A 20,143-nucleotide genomic window follows, 5' to 3' on the forward strand; every position below is an offset into this window, starting at 1 on the left:
ATATTTACTACCGAGAGCGAATCCCAACGTAGGGGGTTTTCAGCGTAGGCACCCAGCTTGTCTTTGATTCCCCAGTTATCAACATTATACGTTAAGTCCACTCCCCCACTCATGCTACCGGCTGCCCCGAACGTGTTCTGGTGACGAATAGCTAAGAATAAAGCCCCGTGCCCCCCCATACTGAGGCCGGTGATCGCTCGCCCGGCAGGTTGATCAACCGTACGATAATTAGTATCTATAAAGTCGACCACCTCGGCAGCTACGTGGGTTTCGTACTGACTCGTTAGCTGCGCTGGGCTGTCCAGGTACCAACTATCAAATCCACCATCGGGGCAAACCAGAATTAGCTGATAACGATCAGCCAACGCTTGTATTTCAGGAGCTTTCGTAATCCAGTCGGCGTAATTACCACTATAGCCGTGCAGCAGGTAAACTACGGGGAAGCGTTGATCTTCCGCGGTATACGCTTCAGGAGTAATAACTACTGCCGAAATCTCTCGCTGCATAGCTTCACTAAAAATCTGTACGGTATCAGCCGTAGCAGCCCAGCCAAGTGTGGCCCAACCAGGTGTGGCCCAACCAGATGTGGCCCAACCCGAGGCGACGATACTAAACCAAACAACTGCAAAAGTGAAAGATTTCTTCATAGCACTACTTTAGCAGAAAAGTACTGGCTCACCGATTAATAAACAAGTAGATTGAGGGTATTCAGCATAATTGATCGAGAAATTCTATACTAACCTTTTCTTATATCGTTTAATCGCATCTATATTCGTGTATTATGAAAAGTTTGGTTATTCAAAATATAGCTACTGACCAAATACCCCTCGATTTACTTCTGCTGGCTGATCCTTCTGAAAAACAAATCAATACGTATCTATCCCAAGCTAAAGGTTATGCTGCGCGTGAGGGCGGCAGAATTGTTGGGGCTTGCGTAGTAAAAGTATCAGGAACTTCTACTGTAGAAATTATGAATATTGCGGTGTACTCTGATTGTCAGGACAGAGGCATTGGCACGAAACTATTGCGCTACGCTATCGACCGAGCGTCCCTAGATGGCACAAGAAAGATACTGGTTAAAACCGGTACTTTCGGATACCAACTCACCTTTTATCAGCGACTCGGTTTTCGGGTAGTCTCCGTAGAACGAGACTATTTTCTTAATACCTACAATGAACCTTTGTTTGAATCCGGGATTCAGCACCAAGACCAATTAGTACTAGAATTGCGCCTTTAGGTAAGTTCACCCACAAACAAGAAGTTTGACTATTCAGCATTACCTATTGTATTACTAAATCGCTCCATTTAATGAGACCAGACTGCCTCTTGTATTGTTAAATCGCTTCTTTTGATGTATGACTGTATTGACTAATTCAAAGCTCTGTAAATGATTAGCTAACCTTCACTTCTAATCAGATTGTTGAACATGAGTGTGCCGGTTAATTGCTGCTGTTGGTTGACAACGGGAAGAAACAAAATGGGAAAAGAAACATTAGTGACCAGCTTAAGCATATCCTCCACCGTGGCCTCTTCCGAGATAGATACTGGATTTGAATTAACTAATTCAGCAGAAGGAATATTGGGTAGATGATCCAGATGGGTTATCAGGGCACGACGGACATCCGCATTACTAGAAATGCCAACAAGCCGGTTATTTGAATCTACGATTGTAGTAAAACCCAAACCGTAGTCTTCAATGGTTTGCAGTACTGAGGCTAATGTTACTTTCTCTTCGGGTAACTGCGGCACATCCCGTAAGTCTATCATAAAGTCTTTCACCCGGTAGTGCGAACTCACCTCGTGCATCTTCAATCCGAGTAAAGCTGCTCCCATAGAGGTATGGTTCACTAAGAATGAACCTGACACCGCCGAATCAACTGCCAAACTGCGTAGGATGAATGACACCTCATCGTTTACCCCTCCGTCTACGTGAATCTTCTTGTCCGGAAACTGCTTACCAAACCGCCGGATGCGGTTAAAATTATCTTTACGAAACACTCCCCCGCTCTTACCCGGAGTGGTAGTCATTAGTAGAATAAAGGAGCAGACATCACGGTAAGAAGCAAATACTTCTAATGGAGTATCGGATATTATTGCTAAGCCATATTTGGTACCTATTGGCGGGAGGGGCAGTTCCTTTCCGTCCATTGTTTCGTACTGGAATTGCACGTACTCAATTTGATGCTCCGCAATTAAAGGAAAATACTTTTCGGGTTCGGCAGAAATGATATGAAGGTCGATAGGAGTTTTACTCAGTTGGCGGATTTCTCGAATATCGTCAAATACCGCAGGGTTATCATTACAGTCAATATGGAATGAGTCTATTCGGAGAGCGTCTAGTTCCTGTACTAACTCTTTTAAGGATTTATCTTGATTGGAATATAGAGAAGCAGAAATTTTCAAAACAATTGGGCTTAACAGTAGAATTTGTTGCGGGCGCAAAGTTCTACATTTTCTTTCAATATCCCAGCCTGTGATAGGTAACAAGAAAAAACCACTTACGAGAATAGTAAGCGGTCAGTGATTTAGAAAAGCTAGAGTGATTATACTATTTGATGTTCAGCTCTGGAGATTTGTTCGCGTAACCGCTCGGAAAAGCCTAGCGTGGTACTCTTTACTTTTTTGGTTCGCCCTTTATACTTGGTACCTTCTTTTAACTTAGCGACCCCCCCCTGTTTGTATTCTTTCAGGTAGGCAATAAGCGTAGTCTTGGAGATTTCACAAATATGGCAAATTTCGTTGTGCGGAAGCCCCTTACCTTTCAAGTAAAGAGCTTCCATTTTTTGTTGTACTCGGGCACTAGAATTGTGAAACCGCTCGTAGCGAAGAGCTTCTATATCTTCCTCTTTAAATTGAATGCGAATCATAGATAGTAACTTTGAATGTGGTTGGGTTAAATCTGAACTTCTAATAGCACTAATATCCGCAATATTTGCCCTGCAAACCATCACCCCAGTTTCGGGATTTTTTAGCAAAAAGTGCGAAAGTAAGGGTGATCCCCTTACCCCCTTCTTACTGCTGGTGATTATTCATGCAAATATCTCCTTAATCCACGCTAAAGCTTAACTTCTCCGAAAGTCCAGAAACATCAGTGAAGCTTAACAAAAAAACCGCTCTCTCAAACGGTCGTAATATATGATTCGGAAAAATCTTAGTTCTGAAGGGTTAGCGTATAGGCTACTTTTAGTCCCGCAAGACCACAACAAGAAACCGAAGCGTATTCTAAGTTCATCGTGATTACTCCCGTAACGGGATCAACTACACTACCAGCCTGCGCTTCCATTGCTATATTTGTTCCGAAATCGCGAGAACCAGCAGCTACTGATATGTCATTGCAAATATCGGTAACGTTATACGCCACTGCGAAGCCACCCCCAAAAACATCCATTGTGATATCACTTATTGAGTATACCCCGGGCGAGACTGACGTAAGTGTAACCGTTTGACTAGTTAATTCACCATTCGGACAGCTTGTACACTCAGCCAGATAAGTACCGGCCAAGTAAGACGGGCAGGCGACCGGATAGTTAACGAATACTCGGTAGATAGATGCTGCCGAATTATCCAGCAAAGATGGACTCCAGCCACTGAGAAACCGACCGTCTTGCAGCCGAAAATCCGTCGTAATGAAGAATCCGTCACCTAACCCTAATGATGCGCGGGTAAGCACTTCATCAGGAAAGAGGTTAATCAGGTCATCTACGCCTAAATCATACGTTTTCGGCCAACTACTTATTGATTCTAACATTTGCTTGTGGGTAGTCCCTTCCGATGCATCGGTGTAGGTTACAGTTACCTCTAACGCTTCTACCGGAGCAAACTCCAAATCGCGCCCCTGCTCGTCGGTCATGCTCACGGTAAAAATGTACTTTCATAAAAATATAAATTAGGTTGATAAGAAGCACCAAGGCTGGCGTACCAAGCTCATTCGGCAGGCCAAGTATGTCGATACACAAAGTTGGGTATTCTTTAGCAGCTAATACATCCCGCTTTTTAGGGTATTTTTGCAAGGAGTCCTAGTAATGCATTATCTGACTGAATGTGGTCTTTCTTATTTTTTCTTTAATGAGGATAGTACCTACCTATCATCTCACCTCTGGAATTATCTCCAATTGCTTTAAAATAAGCAAGTCCAAATTTGGCAATATGAAAGATCATCTTTCAGGATTTATCGCAATAAGTTATGAGAATAGTTTAACTGCATCCACTCAATATTTCCCCTCTATTGGGGGGTTTAGCTTCTTGCAATTTCTTTCAGGAGCTACTCCCCCTAAATAGGGGATATGATTTTGAGCACTTATCCCCTCTTTTGGAATAGAAGATTGGTAAATCCTCTCCATATCATAACTTTTTAGCTATTTCCATCCCCCACAAGGTTAATTAGACACATTGTAAATACCCTATGATTAGGGGATACCTTAGTCTATGAGATAGCCGTAACCTACTATAAACAAACCCAACCTCACATGCTATTGCCTATTTTGCTGTTACCCAGGTTGACTTCCTTACTTGCTGTCGTGTTAATGTTTCCGTACTCACTACTAGCGGCAACGTCCCAGCCCATTTTCATGCTAACCAATGGGCAGACCTACGTTGAAATTCCCTTTACTTTTGTGAATAATTTAATTGTGGTAGAGGTAGTTGTAGCGGGTAAAAGACCTATGAATTTCATTCTAGACAACGCCACTACCAATCCGGTAATTTTTCATAAAGACTATATCCGGGGCTTACCTTTAGCGTTGGGAAATAAAATCACTGTCCGAGGGGCTGGGAACGGAAAATCAGTGCGAGCTACGTTAATCTCAGGAACATCACTTCATCTATCCGGAGCAGCAACGGACCGGATTGGCATGGCGGTGCTAGATAAAAATCCTTTTGCCCATTTTAAAGGGGGGCGTAAAAAAATTCATGGGCTGTTAGGGTCTACCCTGTTTCGTAGTTTCGTTGTGGAGATAGACTATCCTCGTCAAGTGCTTCGCCTGCATGAGTACGAGAACTTCTCAGTAACGGATAATTATCAATCGCTACCCATGGAAGTGGTGAATGGCCGGCCTTATCTTTCGGCATTGGTGCAAGGTAAACTAGCTACTATGGAAATGAACCTCATGCTGGATTTAGGGTTTAACAACGCATTACTGCTTCAGCTTTCGGACTCACTTATTCAGAAGTTAATAATCAAACCTAGAATCGCTAAGGTAGGAGTAGGCATTAATGGTATTTTAAAAGGAAAGAAAGGAGCAGTCAATTCTGTGCTTATTGGTCCCGGTTACTACGAAAAAGTAGCCACTATTGCACCATCCGCCCGAAGTCTGCCAAAACAAGAGCTTTCGCCCGGAGTATTTCGTATGGGTTCGATCGGTAACACAATGTTCAGGGGAACCTCTATTATATTTAACTATCCCGAAGAGAAATTTTACATTGCTTGCCCAGAACCCTTATTGGCCAAACAGGAGAAAAAGCTTGGTAGTGATATCAAACCGATAGAGCAGGAAAAGTTGGTATTTTGATATTAGGTTTGGGTTTTGCAAGTCAGAACCCTAAACTATAACACACTAACACTATGTTAGATCAATCGCTGCTTAATAGCTTTTTCAATAGCATCGGCTTTACTATTTACCTGAAGCTTACCGTAGATGTTTTTAATATGCGATTTGATTGTTTCTTTATGCACGAAGAGGTCATTAGCAATAGCCGAGTAGCTTTTACCCTTCGCTAGTAGTTCCAACACTTCCGTTTCGCGAGAGGTAAGGGGCGAATTAGTATTCTTCTGAAAAGACTGAACCACCATGCGGGCAATCTGACTGCTCATAGGAGCTCCCCCTTTTTTTACCTCAGTAATTGCATCCAAAATTTTGGAGTGCCCCGCATTCTTAGTGATATATCCACTAGCTCCGGAACACAATGCCTGAAACACCAGCTCACTATTAGCATGCACCGAAATAACCAAGATATTTACTTCAGGTAGCAGTTTTTTAATTCGGCGAATACCTTCTACCCCGTGCATTCCGGGCAACTCTAAATCCATTAAAATAATATCAGGACGATCGCTCGATATGTTTTTGATAGCATCCTCACAGTTCTCATAGGTATTAACTACTCGATGTTGGCTCACGCTGCTGATGAGTAGGGCAAACCCATCGCGTACCACGTCATTATCTTCAATAATCGTAATTTTGGTTTCTTGGGTAGTTATTGATAAGTTATTCATAATTGGTTATACGTAGTTACTGAGTTAAACGCCTATCAATTTTCTACCCCATTTTGGGTGATTTTTCCCCGCAGACTTACCGTAGTTCCTCGCTGGTAAGCTGACTTTAGCTGGAACACCAGGCGGATTTTTCGAGCGCGCTCTTGCATGTTTTTTATTCCCCGAAAGGTTTGCTGAGGCGAATGTGAATCAAAACCAACTCCATTGTCTTGCAGCGTAGCTTCAAACGCATTATCGCATACGCGGAACTCTAACTGAACGGTATTTGCCTGGGCATACTTTAAAGCATTGGTCAGTGCTTCTTTAAATATTAAAACGATTTGGCGACTCCATCCAGAAGCAAGTTTGAGTCCTTGCTGTTCTTCACAGGTTTCAAAGTTAGCTAAAAAAGACACTCCGGTATTCTCGAAGAGTTCCTCACCAAAGTCCTTCAGATTAAAGTATACCTCCTGCACATTATCATTCCTCGGGTCAATTGCCCAGATAAAGTCTCGGGTGCCGTAGAAGAGGTTTTTAGAAGCAGTATCAATCTTAGTAAGCAAACTGCCAATGCCATTGGTAGGTGTTCCTAACTTGCTTTGAATAATTTGAGAAAGCACCGAAATGCTAGCCAGGTTATTTCCCATTTCATCGTGAAAATCCTGAGCTACTTTTTTACGAACTTTCTCGATTTCTTGGGTTAGCTTTACTTTTTGGGTTATATCTCGGCTAGAAGAAATGAAGTGAATCAGTTGCTGATTTTCATCGAATATTGGCTTCAAAGACGTTTCGTAGTAACGATAGACTCCCTCGGTGGTCATAAATCGTAATGTGGTACTGGCCAGTTCTTGCTTAGCCAGCACCTGTTGTCGAAAGGTATCGTAGGGTTCTCGATCGTCGGGATGCAAAAACTCAAATGATGTTTTACCTATCAGATTCTCCGGATTGTGCCCGGCTACCTCTCTGATGCGAGGCGAAACATAGGTGTAGTCCATGTTCAAATCTTGAAGCGTGATAATATCTTGGGTATTTTCGGCCAAAAATCGGTACTTTTCTTCGCTGCCCCGCAAGGCAAACTCAACTTGCTTTCGCTGGTCAATATCCATTAGACTACCGCTTATGCCCACCGGATTCCCCGCTGCATTTCGCTCAGCGCGTGCTGATACTTTACCCCAAATAATCGACCCATCTTTTCTTACTACACGTAGCTCTTCTTCTACAAAAGGAATATCACCCGCTAACATTTTTTGTTGGTAGATTAAATACTTCTCCTGTTCTTCGGGGTGAATGATTACTAAGTAATTCTGTCCCAGGCTTTCTTCTATTGAATAGCCGGTAAACTCTTCCCACCTCTTATTTAAGAACGTAAAGTTTCCATCCGGATCAGATTTAAAAATCACTTCTCTGAGGTTATTAACCAATAAACGATATTCCCGTTCTTGACGTGCTACCCGCCTCTGATGCTTTTCCCGAAGCTGCACTTCCTCCGCTAACTGGCGAGTTGATTCTTCTAATTCATACGTGCGCTGATGTACTCGCTCTTCCAAGTTGTCGTTCAAATTCTGAATTTCCTGGGTACGTTTGTTTACTTCTCGTTCCAACTCCTTTCTTTGTCTTCGCTCTTTCCGCAGATTCCATATCGCGTACGCGCGTATTAATAGAATGACAAATACTGCTAACCCCAGGTAGAACCACCAAGTTTGCCAAAAAGGGGGAGATACACTAAAAGCAAATTCCAACGGGCTACTCCAATTTCCTCGAGCATTTTGAGCCCTTACTTGAAACGTATATTTACCCGGAGGTACGTTAGCATATACTGCTTCAGTACGCCGGGTAACGGGTGACCAAGCTTCATCAAAATTATTGAGTTTGAACTGATAACGAACTTTTTCAGCATCGAATAAACTAACCCCCTGGTAGAAGAAGACAATATGATTTTCTTGGTAGGAAAGGGTTAGATTCGTTGGTATCTGAAACCAAGTTAGCACACTGTCAACGTGTTCCTTCCAGTCTACCGCTTGGTACTGTAGCTGTATCTCCGTTAGGTGAGGCACCGGGGGAGCTAATTGTTTTAACTGACTACTGGGTTTGAATTTATAGGCTCCATCTACTGTTCCAATCCAAATGCTCCCGTCTTCATCTACAAATGAAGCATTGGCGTTGGCTTCCATTCCGCAAAAACCATCGTTTTTGCCATAATTCATCATCTGTTGTACCTCTCCTTGTCCATCAAGTAGCAAGCGGTACACTCCCCGCTGGGTTCCCATCACCAGGCTTCCGTCCTGAGCAATCTCCATGCTGTAAATCATGCCAGGCGGCACATCCGTTTTCTCATGCATCATCTGCAGTTCACCGGTTGGGAAGTGATAACGAAACAGTAAGCCGTTGACCGTAGAAAACCAGAGACTTTGGTTGTTATCTACCACCATCGTTAGAATGTACTCATTTTGCGCGGCAGCACTGTTTAATAAAGGAGTATAGTTCGCGCCATCCCAAATATACACCCCTTCCTTGGTGCCAAATACCATCCGGTGGTCGTCCATTTGATCGATGGTGGTAATAGCCGACTTGCACTGATTACCGCTTTCACCCCCTATAGAAAGAAACAGCCCATCTCGGTACTGTATTACCCCCTGAGCAGTCCCAAACCAGAGATTGTTATCGTGATCGCGGAAGGAAGAAAGAATTCGCCGATTAGGCAGCTTATCGGGCGGAATGCTATAGAACGATTTTCCGTCGTAGCGAGTAAGACCATAGCCTGAACCAAACCATAAATTCCCTAGACTATCTTCTACGCTACAGTGAATAAAATCGTTGGTTAGTCCTTCTTTTGGGCCGTAGTGATGAACTTTTTCACCATCGTAGCGATCAAGACCACCGGGAATATAACTAAACCAGTGATCACCCTGCTGATCTTTAATTATTGAAAAAACTGATTTTTCGTATAATCCGTGTTCCGTACGAAGATAGGTAAACGTTTCACTACGAAATTTATACATTCCTTCATCGAAAGAACCAAACCAAGTATTTCCTTCTCGATCCTGGAAGATATCCCGCACAACCGATCCATCCAACCCATAACTCTTCGGGTCAATTTTACCCGTTTTTGAATTAAAGTGGAAAACACCGTTAGCCGTGGCAGCCCACATGTGCTCTTCGGCATCAGACATAAGAGAGAAGACAATCCCCGGTAAATCCCCCTGAAATGTAAACTTACGAAATACAGTATCTTCGGGCTGGTAAGTAAATAGGTCCTGTTCGCTAGTTAGCCAGAACTGACCGGAATTATCGCGGTATAGCCCATTAAAGTTCGGTTGGCTCGTGTGAGTCACCGGGAGCATTTTCCACTCTGTCCCGTTAAAATTAAGTAAATCTCCGTCGTAAGTAGTAGCCCAATAGGTATTGGGTGAAGTCTGCACCATGCCGGTGATATACTTCTCGGCCAAGATGTCCGGAACGGGTAGTAAATCAATAGTATCCGAACTCCAAAAAGCTAATTGATTTTGGGGCAGTAGCAATAATAACCGCCCGTCGCTATGTTCAAATATGCGCCGTACTTCTAGTGCTTTTCCGGAGTGATTATTCACCGAATGAGCGGTGAAGGTGTGCCCATCGTACATGGTTAGCCCATTGTAGGTGGCAATAGCTAATTGCTTACCAGATGTTTCCAAAACATGGGTAACGTAACTGCTTGAGAGCCCATCTTGCATACCAAAATTCTGAAAATTCTGCCCATCGAAACGACTCAACCCACCCGAGGTAGCTACCCACAAATAGCCGAAATGATCTTGAGCAAAGTGATTTACTGATGTCTGTGGTAATCCTTCTTCAATAGAATAGTGAGCAAAACTATAGTACTGGGCTAGTGAATTGGTGGGACAAAGCCCATATATTGCAACCAGTAGAAGCAGCAACTTTTTTTCAAAAGGAAAGAAATATAGATTTAACATGAAGGTTGTCAATCACTTATAACCTTAAAGATAGCTATTTCTCTTGAGATATGCGGAGTAGGATTAGCGCAATTATCTACCCCAAATTGGGGGATTTCGTGCTGAAAATTTAGGCTAACCATGCTTGCCTTTCCTAATAGATTCGCGAAATTTGATCCAAAACTAAACCTACCCCTTCCATCGAACCGATTCAGAAGCGTTTAAGCGAACCTTTCAGTCAACCTGAACAGTACTACTTATTACTGATTGTGGTACTGCTCTTCACCTCATTCTTTATAAATCTGGGGGTGGCTCCCCTAAAGCATGAAGAACCCCGCCGGGCGTTGGTTGCTCTGGAAATGTTGTTCCGCGGAAACTGGATTGTCCCCACTGAAGTGGGTGAGTACTACTACAAAAAGCCGCCAATTTACAATTGGGTAGTTATTGGTGGGTTCAAACTATTTGGAAATTATTCGGAGTACGCGGCCCGATTTTTTTCTATTCTTTCTTTTTTGGGAATGGGCGTATTAGTTTTTCTGATGGGCCGACGCTACGTTGACACTTATTTTGGTATTTATGCCGGATTGCTTACTTGGATAATGGCCGATGTGCTGTTCTACTTTTCGGCTACGGCGGGCGAGATCGATCTATTTTACTCGTTCATCACCCTAGGCAGTTTCTTTACTATTTTTCATTTCTACCAGAAGCAGCAGTTTTATCTATTGTTCATTATTACTTATGCACTAGGAGCGATTGGAACGCTTACCAAGGGACTACCTTCACCCGTGTTTTTAGCCATATCATTAGGAGTTTTCTTTCTGTACAAGGGAAGGCTTCGATATCTTTTTAGTCTAGCCCACTTGGCTGGAATTTTAGTTTATCTACTGATAGTAGGCGGGTATTTTTGGTGGTACGATCAGTATCATCCGTTTACTAATTACTTCACTAGTGAAGACTCGCTGTGGTCACAAAGCAGTGACCGAACGATGCTGAAAAACTCGGTTTTCACACTTATACCTCACTTGTTATTGTTTCCGCTAGAAACGCTAAAAAATATAGCACCCGCTTCGTTATTGCTACTTTTTACAATCAGAAAAGGTTTTATTACTGAGCTTAGGCGACAACCATTTATACTTTTTTCTTTAATATTATTTATTAGCAATATTGCTATCTATTGGATTTCGCCGGGTACTCGTTCTCGCTACGTGTATATGCTGTACCCTCTGCTGGTTATCGTTCTAACTTTTGGGTATACCAGCTTTCCCAAAGCTACCAGTCACCCACGTTTCCGATGGCTGTACGGTATTGTTTTAGGGCTAATTATTCTGTCTGGGCTTACCTGCCTAGCCCTACCCTTTATTCCCCAACTAGCTGATATTTCCGGAATAGTTGCCGTATCAATTGTAGCTACGCTGGCCATAGCAGCATTGCTGATTGTTCATCTAAAGCAACCAACTTTTGCTCTGCCCAACGTAATTTTATTGTTTGTACTGCTTCGATTTGTGTTTGCTAGCGTTATTCTTCCTTACCGGGCTCAAGAGGGCAGTGCCGCTCAGGATAAAGCCGATGCTTACCAAATTGCCGAGATTACTAAAAATGAGCCTCTTTTTCTTTTTGAAGATTCTCGCTGCTCGCTGACTACCGTTTTTTATTTAGAGCGGGAGCGCACTGAAATACTTAGAAGGGACGAAACGGTAAACAATCACTACTACTATTTAGCCAATCGCTCGCTACTAGATGATAGGATGTACGAGGTTTTTTATACTTTTGCCTACGGAGATCAAGAGTTTGTCTTGTTAAAGTTTCGTGACCCCTAACCCTACCCAAGTTAATCCGCAAAAATCAGTAATTCGCCGTCGGCTTAGTTTTTTTTTAAAACTCTTGCTGTCGGCTACGGCCTTATTTTTTGTGTTCAGAAAAATTGATGCTCAGGAAGCGTTACAGACGTTCCTCCAAGCTAATCCGATCTACTTGGTGCTGGCCTTCTTTGCATTCAACCTATCTAAAATTGCAGCAGGTTGGCGATTTAAAGCTTACTTGAAAGCACTGGGTATCCACATTAGCAATCGCTACAACATTGAGTTACTATACTTAGGTATGTTCTATAACCTGTTTTTGCCCGGTAGTATTAGTGGCGACGGTTATAAGGTATATTTACTGAAGCAGCAGTTTGATGTTAAAACTAAACAGCTAATTGGGGCAACTTTGCTAGACCGACTAAGTGGCTTGGCCTTATTGTTAATCATGGCCGGTGGCTTTTTACTTTTCAGCTCCTTTAGCAGTGGCATTTCTTACTTTGATACGGCGGTAATTATTTTGATTGTAGCGGTTTTACCGACCTTTTATTTCTTTACCAAATTACTTTTTCCTCAACTCACCTCTGCTTTCGGAATCACCACTTTTTGGTCGTTTTGGGTACAAGCTGGGCAAGTACTTACGGCGGCACTACTGTTAATAAGCATTGGTGTAGAAGCCTATTATCTAGATTATCTTACCTTGTTTATGGTTTCCTCAGTAGTAGCGGTACTACCATTTACCATCGGTGGAGTAGGTGCTCGGGAATTAGTATTTTTGTATGGCTTTCAATATTTAGAAATTCAGCAGGAAACAGCTATTACCTTTACCCTACTTTTCTTCTTAAGTACTGCGTTATCTTCACTATTGGGGTTGTTTGTCTCGATTAAAAAGACAACTGAAAGCGGTTAAGAGCCAGTCGCATCTTGACTAAGCCACTGAACAATTTCATCCTTGTTATTAGTAGTCCTTCGTAATCTAAGGTAGCTTGTGACATAGAATTTAGTGCTTGAATAAGTACTTTTTTCGCAGTATGGTTTAACTCTTCTACATTGGTAAAATAGGGTCAAATAGTAGATAGTATGGCTTTCACTTCTAGCAAATCCGTTAGCGTTTGTCGCTCTACTCGCACAAACAATTTCGAGTGATCAGGGTTAAATGCTCTTCCCTGCCAATCTTATTGATTCTAATTGGGTGGAGATTCGGAATGATGGTTGAGCCGATTATCAGTACTTAATCCCCAAGCAAAGCGCACCCAGGTTTTGGGTTGCAGCAGGCAAGTAAGCATAGAGTGATAGTTTTGCCGAAGCTTATCCATTCCGGCGACTGGCTCGTGAATAGCCGAAAATGGACACCCAACGTTATCGGCAGGTGACCAGTGGTTCGGTGCACACAGATGAATCGTAGAAAGGTAATCACTCTAGCCTGAGAGTTGCCAAATTGCTAAATCTTCCGGAACCTGATCGACTAAAGCATCAAATACGGATTGATAGTTAGTCTCCAATAACAGTCCCTCCTCAACACTCCAGCGAATCAGCGTATCTCGCAAATGATTTTTAAGTTGGCTGACACCGTGCGCATGTTGATCGGTAAAGTAATTCGGATACTCAACAGCCAATCGCTGCGCTATGGATTGGTTGATCCTATGTAGCGTTTGAACTAACTCGTTGCTTTGCCGGTAGTACTTAGTAATGTCTTCCTTCCGGCAGGCCTGCTTGTTTTGCATGAAGCGAGAATAATCTCGATCGATTTGGAAAATACGCTGGTCAACCAATCTGTTTCCAAAATCTGTTTCTAGGGACTTCAAACCCGGCGAAACAGAGTACTTACTGGATAGAAAGGGAAGATACTTAGCGAGAGTTGCTAGTAACATAAATTATTTACCCTATTGCATTATCGGAAAGTGCGCCGTTACCAACCCTCAGCGTACTGCTGAAAATGAATAATCTCCTGCTGGCATTCTTCTAGCTCATAGTCATTAACGTCCCACTGTTCGCCTTCTTCCATTCCTAGCCAATCCAGCATATCATCATGTTCAGGGTTTTTAGGGTCATTTACCGCTTCCACCAGCATGTAGTAGCCATAAATACCGCCGCAGTCTTCGGGCGGACAAGCTCCTTTTCCCTGCAAGCAGCGAGGGGCCGTGATCTTCTCATCCGTGATTTTTTCTACCAGCACCGTATGCGACCAACTATCGCCAAAATCGTACTCGTAATTTATTTTCTGCTTTTCTTGCGTTAGCTGCGACCGGATGGGTATTTTCCGGGCATCCTGGGTTTCTACCCCCGCAAAATCATCGTTGAACGGAATACCAATATCCTCACCTCGGCGACCCAGAGGACGAAAAGCGTACAAGTGAGCATTTTCCCAGCCCATCACTGCCTGAATAACGGCGTGCAATTCGTGAAAGCTGAATTTATCAGGTATCAGCACGCGCCGCCAAATGGGTGGCTTACGGCTGCCATCCAGGGTTATCTTAAGTTGGTAGGCCATGGTTTTTGGTAGTAAGTGGCTTGAATATTTTAGTTTTCAGGCAAAGCAAACGCTACGTACTGGTCGCCTCGTTGCTCAGTAATTTTTCCCCCACCGGCTGGAATTACAACATACTGCTTGCCATTTACCTCATAGGTGCAGGGAGTCGCCATTCCCGCAGCCGGAAGCGAATATCGCCATAGTTCTTCTCCGGTAGCTGAGTTAAACGCTCTGAACTGGGAGTCCTTACTAGCTCCAATAAAAATCAGCCCTCCGGCAGTCACTACCGGGCCACCGTAATTCTCCGTGCCGGTAGGGGTGCCGCCTTGCTCTATCAGCTCGGAAAATTCACCTAAAGGCACTTTCCAGAGTATTTCACCTTTATTTAAATCAATAGCATTTAGGGTACCCCAGGGTGGTTTTACGGCGGGGTAACCATCAGAATCTACAAAGCGATTGTAACCGGTATGATTGTAGCGTAGTTGACCGACTTCTTTCTCAGATACAGTTTGTACCGCCATGTCGTCGGTTTGCTCTTTATTCAATAAAAACGCAGTAACGGCGTCCGTTTGGGTATCGGTTAGGTAAGCAAAGGAAGGCATCGCTCCTTTTCCATTTCGTACCATGTTGTGCACCTGACCTTCATCCAGTCGGTCCGCTAAATTTACTAAAGAAGGGGCGTTACCATGAAAGTTAGAGCCTTGCAGTTCGGCTCCGTGGCAACCCATACAATTTCCTTGGTAAACATTCTGCCCTAGTGCAATCAAATTTTTCGGCGCCTCTTGGGCTTGCTCCACCATCGTTAGAATCCAGGGCATCTCGTTGGCATTCACGTACAAAACTCCGGTGTTTGGGTCGTATCCAGATCCACCCCATTCTCCCCCACCATCGAAGCCAGGGAAAATAATGGTTCCTTCGGTACTGGGTGGCACGAACTGCCCATCGGAACGAATCGTTTCAAATACGGCTAATAGCGAATCGCGAGAACTAGCGTTCGGATTAATGTCCTCGGCGGTCATTCGCTGACGGGCAAATGCGGGAGGTTGGGTCGGTAGCGGCTGAGTAGGCCAGGCTTGTTCGCCAATCAAATCTGACTCTGGGTAGGTTTGCTCCTCAATTGGAAACAAAGACTCTCCGGTTTCGCGATTGAATACATATACGTGACCCGACTTCGTAATTTGGGCTACTGCATCAACCTGTGCACCATTATGATTGATAGTGACCAGTGTAGGCGGAGCGGGCAAATCCCGATCCCAAATATCGTGGTGTACGGTTTGAAAGTGCCACACCTTTTCGCCAGTATGAGCATTTAGTGCTACCAAGCTGTTGGCGTACAGATTCGCTCCTTTGCGGTTGCCTCCGTAAAAATCGAAAGCAGCTGAACCTAAGGGCACAAATACAATTCCTCGTTCTTCATCTAAAGTCATTCCCGTCCAGTTATTAACTCCACCAATAAACTTATAAGCGGTAGAATCTTCCCAGGTTTCGTGCCCCGGCTGGCCGGGTTGGGGAATGGTATGGAATATCCAAGCTTGTTCGCCCGTTCTGATATCGAACGCCCTAATATGACCGGGGGCCGCCGGAAGTCGTTCGGAATTCAACGCTCCCATAATAATCAAATCTTTGTAGATAGTGCCAGGGGCATGATAGCGGTACGACAGCCCCTCCACGTCTCTGCCTAACCCCTTTCTCAAATCGATATACCCCTCGTCGCCAAAATCAGCTAGTGGTTTTCCAGTGAGGGCATCCAATGCATAAAGTTTTTCTTCGGCGGAAAAAATGAGCCGACGATCTTCGCCATCTGCCCAATAGGCTAGTCCCCGGGTAAAGCTCACTTGGTCGGTTCCCTGAAAAGGATTGAACTCCCATATTGGCTCACCAGTAGCCGCCTGTATGGCGAAAATTTTCATGCCGGGTGAAGCTCCGTACAAAATAGTATCAACCACCAGTGGATTACACTGAATGTAGTTATCTTCACCAATATCACCAGAAGCGTACGTCCAGGCTACTTCCAGATTTTGAACGTTATCTCGGTTAACCTGTCCTAAGGATGAATAATGCGTACGGGCCGGATCGCCCAAATAATGACTCCAACTTTCATATCTATTAACGCTTTCGCGATCAGCCTCAGTAATCTCGGAGATTTGACACGATACAATGATTGAAAAAAGTAAAACCCAAGAATATAAATTACGAAAAACCATACTTTTCCTTTACTACATTTACTATAACCGCTAAATTTAAAAAGAAAATATTACTTCTGCTTATACTTTCTTCTCTCGAGCATATTTCAACCAAATTAGGCTAATACGCCCCCTACTAGCAATTTGAACCGACTTTTTTTATCCATACCCTTTACTCCTCCGTGTTATTAGCCCTTATAGAACTACTTATTTAGCAAAAAATCACACTACGGTATACATTAGAATTAACTAATACATTACCTATACTTTTATTAAAATTATTTCCTCTCCGTATTTACTATTATTCTTTATAGAAAATAAATGAATATTACTTCACCTATGACCTAACAACTCAAACTATTGTTAATCAGGCACTTACTATAAATGTTTTTTTAATTTCAATACCAAGTAGAATATAATTAGTAGTAGTTCATTTGTACTTCACCTAATTACGCTACCGCATAATATTACTTTCCAGCCTCCGAATACTAAACCGTAACTAACTGAATCACACTGATTTTTATCAAAACTTACGTTGTAGCTTCAACCTATTTTATAACACTCCTTATTACAATAACTTGCAAAGGCTTATTATGTAAAATTGATGTCGGCGAAGTTGTATGAAGTTAACATACTTCCGCCTTCCATATGTTTATGAATAGACTGATTGTACAATACATTCTACTATTTGCCTTCAGCTTTGTGTCTTCGGTAGCAGTTTTAGCTCAAGACAGTAACAAGCAGGTGGCCGAAGAGTTTGTAGAGATTGGCGACGAGATTTACTATGTTCAGAAAGCCCCTGAACAAGCCAAGGAGATGTATATCCAAGCGGCTCAGCTCGATCCAAACAATGTTAAGGCCAACTTTATGGCGGGCAAAACTATTGTTGAAACAGTAAACAAAGGTGAGGCTACTCCTTACTTTCAACAAGTTTACCAATTAGATGCTGACTACCGATTTGACTTACTATACTCAATTGCCCGTGCTTATCAGTACGGGTTACAGTTTGAAGATGCTATTGAGTATTACAATCGCTACTTAGAAAAGCTAAGCCAAGAAAAAGATTATCGGGGCGAAGATAAAATTCCAGCCAACCAAGTGAAGCGCCGTGTCTATGAATGTGAGAATGGATTGGAATTTGTGGCTAATGCTCGGAATTTTATTATTAAAAATATTGGCAGCAGTATAAATTCTAGTGGTCTGGATTACGCCCCAGTAATTAATGCCGACGAGACGATGATGATCTTCACCTCGCGCCGAAGGGAAAACAATCTCAATGAAAACGTATTTGATGACAACTTCGCTTACGAAGATATCTTTATCTCTTACAAAGAAAATGGCCAGTGGGGATCTGCTAAAAACATAGATGAGCCAGTAAACACCTTATATTTTGAATCAAACCTAGCGCTATCGGCTGACGGAAAGCAGTTATATGTATACCGTGATGAAAATAATGGTGACATTTACGTATCAGACCAACGATCTGACGGAAGTTGGTCGGAACCTGAGCCGGTTAGTGACAATATAAACTCTACTTATTCTGAAAATTCAGTTACTGTTTCCCCCGATGGGCAAACGCTCTATTTTTCTAGCGATCGGCCCGGTGGCTTCGGAGGGCTAGATCTTTACAAGTGCGAAAAAGATCGGCGGGGTGAGTGGGGCAAAGTAACTAATTTGGGCGAAACGGTAAATACTCCCTATGATGAGGACGGAGTATTTATGGATTTTGACGGTAAAACGCTCTACTTTAGTAGTAGAGGCCGAAAAGGAATGGGGGGATACGATATATTTAAATCCGTTTATAAGGCCGAGGATGACAATTGGAATGATCCTGTTAACCTTGGTTACCCAATCAATACTCCTGATGATGATATTTACTTTGTAAGTACGAAAGATGGTAAGCGGGGGTACTTCTCAACGGTACGCAATGATGGAGTAGGCTACTTAGATATCTACATGGTAGAAATTCCTGACCAAACTGAAGAGTTAGCGAATAAGCTAGATCAGAAGAACCAAAAGCAATTAACTGATGAAGGCGGGCTGACAAACCGTAATATTGGGCAGGTTAATCAGCAGAAAAACAATGCGCTTCAACCGGTACAGTTGTTATTAAAGGTAGAGGACGGATCTAACCAGCAAGCTTTAGAAGCCCAGGTTTCGCTGAAAGGGAGCGATGAAAATGAGGCTCTTACACCGCAAAAGGTAGCTAAAGGTATTTATCGTTTCGATATTCAGAACAACCAAACAGTGGAATATGCGCTTGCTGTAGAAAAGCCCGGCTACATTTACAAAAGTGTGAAGGTAAGCATTCCGCCGATGGCGAATAAGCCGCAGGAGTTCCGTAAGAAGATTACGCTAGACCCTGTGGCCCAAGTAACCACGAACTACCGAATGGTGCTTAACTTTGTATACTTCGATTTTAACAGTGCCCAATTAGAAGACAGATCGCAAGCAGAGCTAAACCGGCTTAAAAACTTTTTAGACGAAAATCCAGGAGTGCGGGTAGAAATTGCCGGTCATACCGATAATATTGGTCCCACTACCTATAACAAGACCTTGTCACAAAAGCGAGCGCAGGCTATTGTTAATTATTTAGTCGAACAAGGTATCGCTGTGGAACGTCTTACTGCCCAAGGCTACGGCGAATCCGACCCAATTGCCAGTAATGACGATGAAACTGAAGGACGCGAGCTCAACCGTCGGGTAGAGATGCGAGTGCTAGAATCCCGCACTATTGCCAACCAGTAGGTAATACTTACTCAGCAAAGTTTTGAGTACTACCCTCCTATTCCGGAGAACAAAACCTTAATATAGGCCGTTGGATAGTCGTACTAAATTAGCATCCCCCCTCCGGGTTGTTTGTAGACTATGGCTGTTATTCCGTATAAAGATCAATCGTCTTCTAAAAAAGAACAGGTAGCGCAGATGTTTAACAACATTAGTAAGCGTTATGATCTGTTAAATCATTTACTAAGCGCAGGAATTGACATCTACTGGCGAAAAAAGGCTATCAAATTACTCAAGCCTTATCAGCCTAAACACATATTAGATGTTGCTACCGGCACCGCTGATTTTGCTATTGAAGCGCTCGCATTAAATCCCGATAAGGTAATTGGGATTGATATTTCCGACGGAATGCTAGATATGGGTCGCGAGAAGCTAAAACGCCGTCATTTGGATAATCGGATTGAACTTCGATTGGGCGATTCGGAAGGTTTACACTTTGATGATAATACGTTTGATGCGGTGATCGTTGCTTTTGGGGTACGCAACTTTGAAAATCTACATACTGGTCTGAAGGATATGTGTCGCGTACTAAAGCCTAATGGACGGCTGGTGGTGTTAGAATTCTCTAAGCCTACTCAGTTCCCAATGAAGCAATTATATAACTTTTACTTTAAGAATGTTTTACCGCTTATTGGTAACATTATTTCTAAAGATCAGTCGGCTTATACTTATTTGCCCGAGTCAGTGCAGGCTTTTCCAGATGGACAGGCATTTTTACAAGCATTGCAACAAGCGGGCTATACCGAAACACGATGCAAAGCACTTACATTTGGCATAAGCTCTGTGTATAC

General features: G+C 43.1%; 14 protein-coding genes and 1 pseudogene. 6 read left to right on the forward strand and 9 right to left on the reverse strand.

The genetic code is table 11. The features are described from left to right. On the reverse strand, positions 1–647 hold a 647-nt coding region (locus tag WBA23_RS03970), incomplete at its 3' end, for an alpha/beta hydrolase (RefSeq protein ID WP_424580950.1). Between the two features lie 134 nt (positions 648–781). Here WBA23_RS03970 and WBA23_RS03975 point away from each other — a divergent pair. Then, the gene (locus tag WBA23_RS03975) at positions 782–1,237 is read left to right on the forward strand and encodes a GNAT family N-acetyltransferase (protein ID WP_424580951.1); all 456 of its coding nucleotides are present in this window, start codon (positions 782–784) and stop codon (positions 1,235–1,237) included. A 158-nt stretch (positions 1,238–1,395) separates the two neighbouring features. Here WBA23_RS03975 and WBA23_RS03980 read toward each other — a convergent pair whose 3' ends face one another. The 3 genes from WBA23_RS03980 to WBA23_RS03990 form a co-directional block, all read right to left on the reverse strand. Next, complete coding sequence (locus tag WBA23_RS03980) at positions 1,396–2,403, reverse strand: CBS domain-containing protein (RefSeq protein ID WP_424580953.1); 1,008 nt, start codon at positions 2,401–2,403, stop codon at positions 1,396–1,398. A 140-nt stretch (positions 2,404–2,543) separates the two neighbouring features. After that, entirely contained in the window at positions 2,544–2,867 is a 324-nt protein-coding gene (locus tag WBA23_RS03985; RefSeq protein ID WP_424580954.1) for a hypothetical protein, read from the reverse strand. 284 nt (positions 2,868–3,151) lie between these two features. Continuing rightward, positions 3,152–3,850, reverse strand: coding sequence for a hypothetical protein (locus tag WBA23_RS03990; protein WP_424580955.1), 699 nt, complete (start codon positions 3,848–3,850; stop codon positions 3,152–3,154). A 673-nt stretch (positions 3,851–4,523) separates the two neighbouring features. On the opposite strand from WBA23_RS03990, the gene WBA23_RS03995 reads away from it, so the two are divergent. Next, entirely contained in the window at positions 4,524–5,507 is a 984-nt protein-coding gene (locus tag WBA23_RS03995) for a hypothetical protein (protein ID WP_424580956.1), read from the forward strand. 56 nt (positions 5,508–5,563) lie between these two features. Here the strand turns inward: WBA23_RS03995 and WBA23_RS04000 are convergent, their stop codons facing one another. Both WBA23_RS04000 and WBA23_RS04005 read right to left on the reverse strand, forming a co-directional pair. Next, the gene (locus tag WBA23_RS04000; protein ID WP_424580957.1) at positions 5,564–6,208 is read right to left on the reverse strand and encodes a response regulator; all 645 of its coding nucleotides are present in this window, start codon (positions 6,206–6,208) and stop codon (positions 5,564–5,566) included. 35 nt (positions 6,209–6,243) lie between these two features. Further along, the gene (locus tag WBA23_RS04005) at positions 6,244–10,137 is read right to left on the reverse strand and encodes a PAS domain S-box protein (protein WP_424580958.1); all 3,894 of its coding nucleotides are present in this window, start codon (positions 10,135–10,137) and stop codon (positions 6,244–6,246) included. A 248-nt stretch (positions 10,138–10,385) separates the two neighbouring features. Here WBA23_RS04005 and WBA23_RS04010 point away from each other — a divergent pair, with 248 nt between their 5' ends. Together WBA23_RS04010 and WBA23_RS04015 are read left to right on the forward strand one after the other, a co-directional pair. After that, positions 10,386–11,933 (forward strand): ArnT family glycosyltransferase, encoded by a 1,548-nt coding sequence (locus WBA23_RS04010; RefSeq protein WP_424580959.1) that lies wholly within the window; start codon positions 10,386–10,388, stop codon positions 11,931–11,933. Continuing rightward, a complete protein-coding gene (locus tag WBA23_RS04015; RefSeq protein WP_424580960.1) occupies positions 11,923–12,822 on the forward strand; it encodes a lysylphosphatidylglycerol synthase transmembrane domain-containing protein in 900 nt (299 codons plus the stop codon). Before WBA23_RS04010 ends, WBA23_RS04015 begins: the two co-directional genes overlap by 11 nt. Before the next feature lie 274 nt (positions 12,823–13,096). Here the strand turns inward: WBA23_RS04015 and WBA23_RS04020 are convergent. From WBA23_RS04020 to WBA23_RS04030, 3 genes and pseudogenes are all read right to left on the reverse strand, one after another. Beyond that, positions 13,097–13,783: pseudogene (locus WBA23_RS04020) on the reverse strand (heme-dependent oxidative N-demethylase subunit alpha family protein). Between the two features lie 38 nt (positions 13,784–13,821). Next, a complete protein-coding gene (locus WBA23_RS04025; protein WP_424580961.1) occupies positions 13,822–14,403 on the reverse strand; it encodes a plasmid pRiA4b ORF-3 family protein in 582 nt (193 codons plus the stop codon). Positions 14,404–14,432: 29 nt separating this feature from the next. Further along, positions 14,433–16,586 carry a PQQ-binding-like beta-propeller repeat protein gene (locus WBA23_RS04030; protein ID WP_424580962.1) on the reverse strand — a complete coding sequence of 718 codons (2,154 nt, stop codon included), beginning with the start codon at positions 16,584–16,586 and terminating at the stop codon, positions 14,433–14,435. Positions 16,587–17,219: 633 nt separating this feature from the next. Between WBA23_RS04030 and WBA23_RS04035 the strand changes: the two genes are divergently transcribed. Both WBA23_RS04035 and ubiE read left to right on the forward strand, forming a co-directional pair. Then, a complete protein-coding gene (locus WBA23_RS04035) occupies positions 17,220–19,313 on the forward strand; it encodes an OmpA family protein (RefSeq protein WP_424580963.1) in 2,094 nt (697 codons plus the stop codon). 120 nt (positions 19,314–19,433) lie between these two features. Beyond that, the coding region (gene ubiE / locus WBA23_RS04040) for a bifunctional demethylmenaquinone methyltransferase/2-methoxy-6-polyprenyl-1,4-benzoquinol methylase UbiE (protein ID WP_424580964.1) at positions 19,434–20,143 on the forward strand (710 nt) is incomplete at its 3' end.

The sequence above is a fragment of the Tunicatimonas sp. genome (assembly GCF_049647865.1).
Lineage (GTDB): Bacteria > Bacteroidota > Bacteroidia > Cytophagales > Cyclobacteriaceae > Tunicatimonas.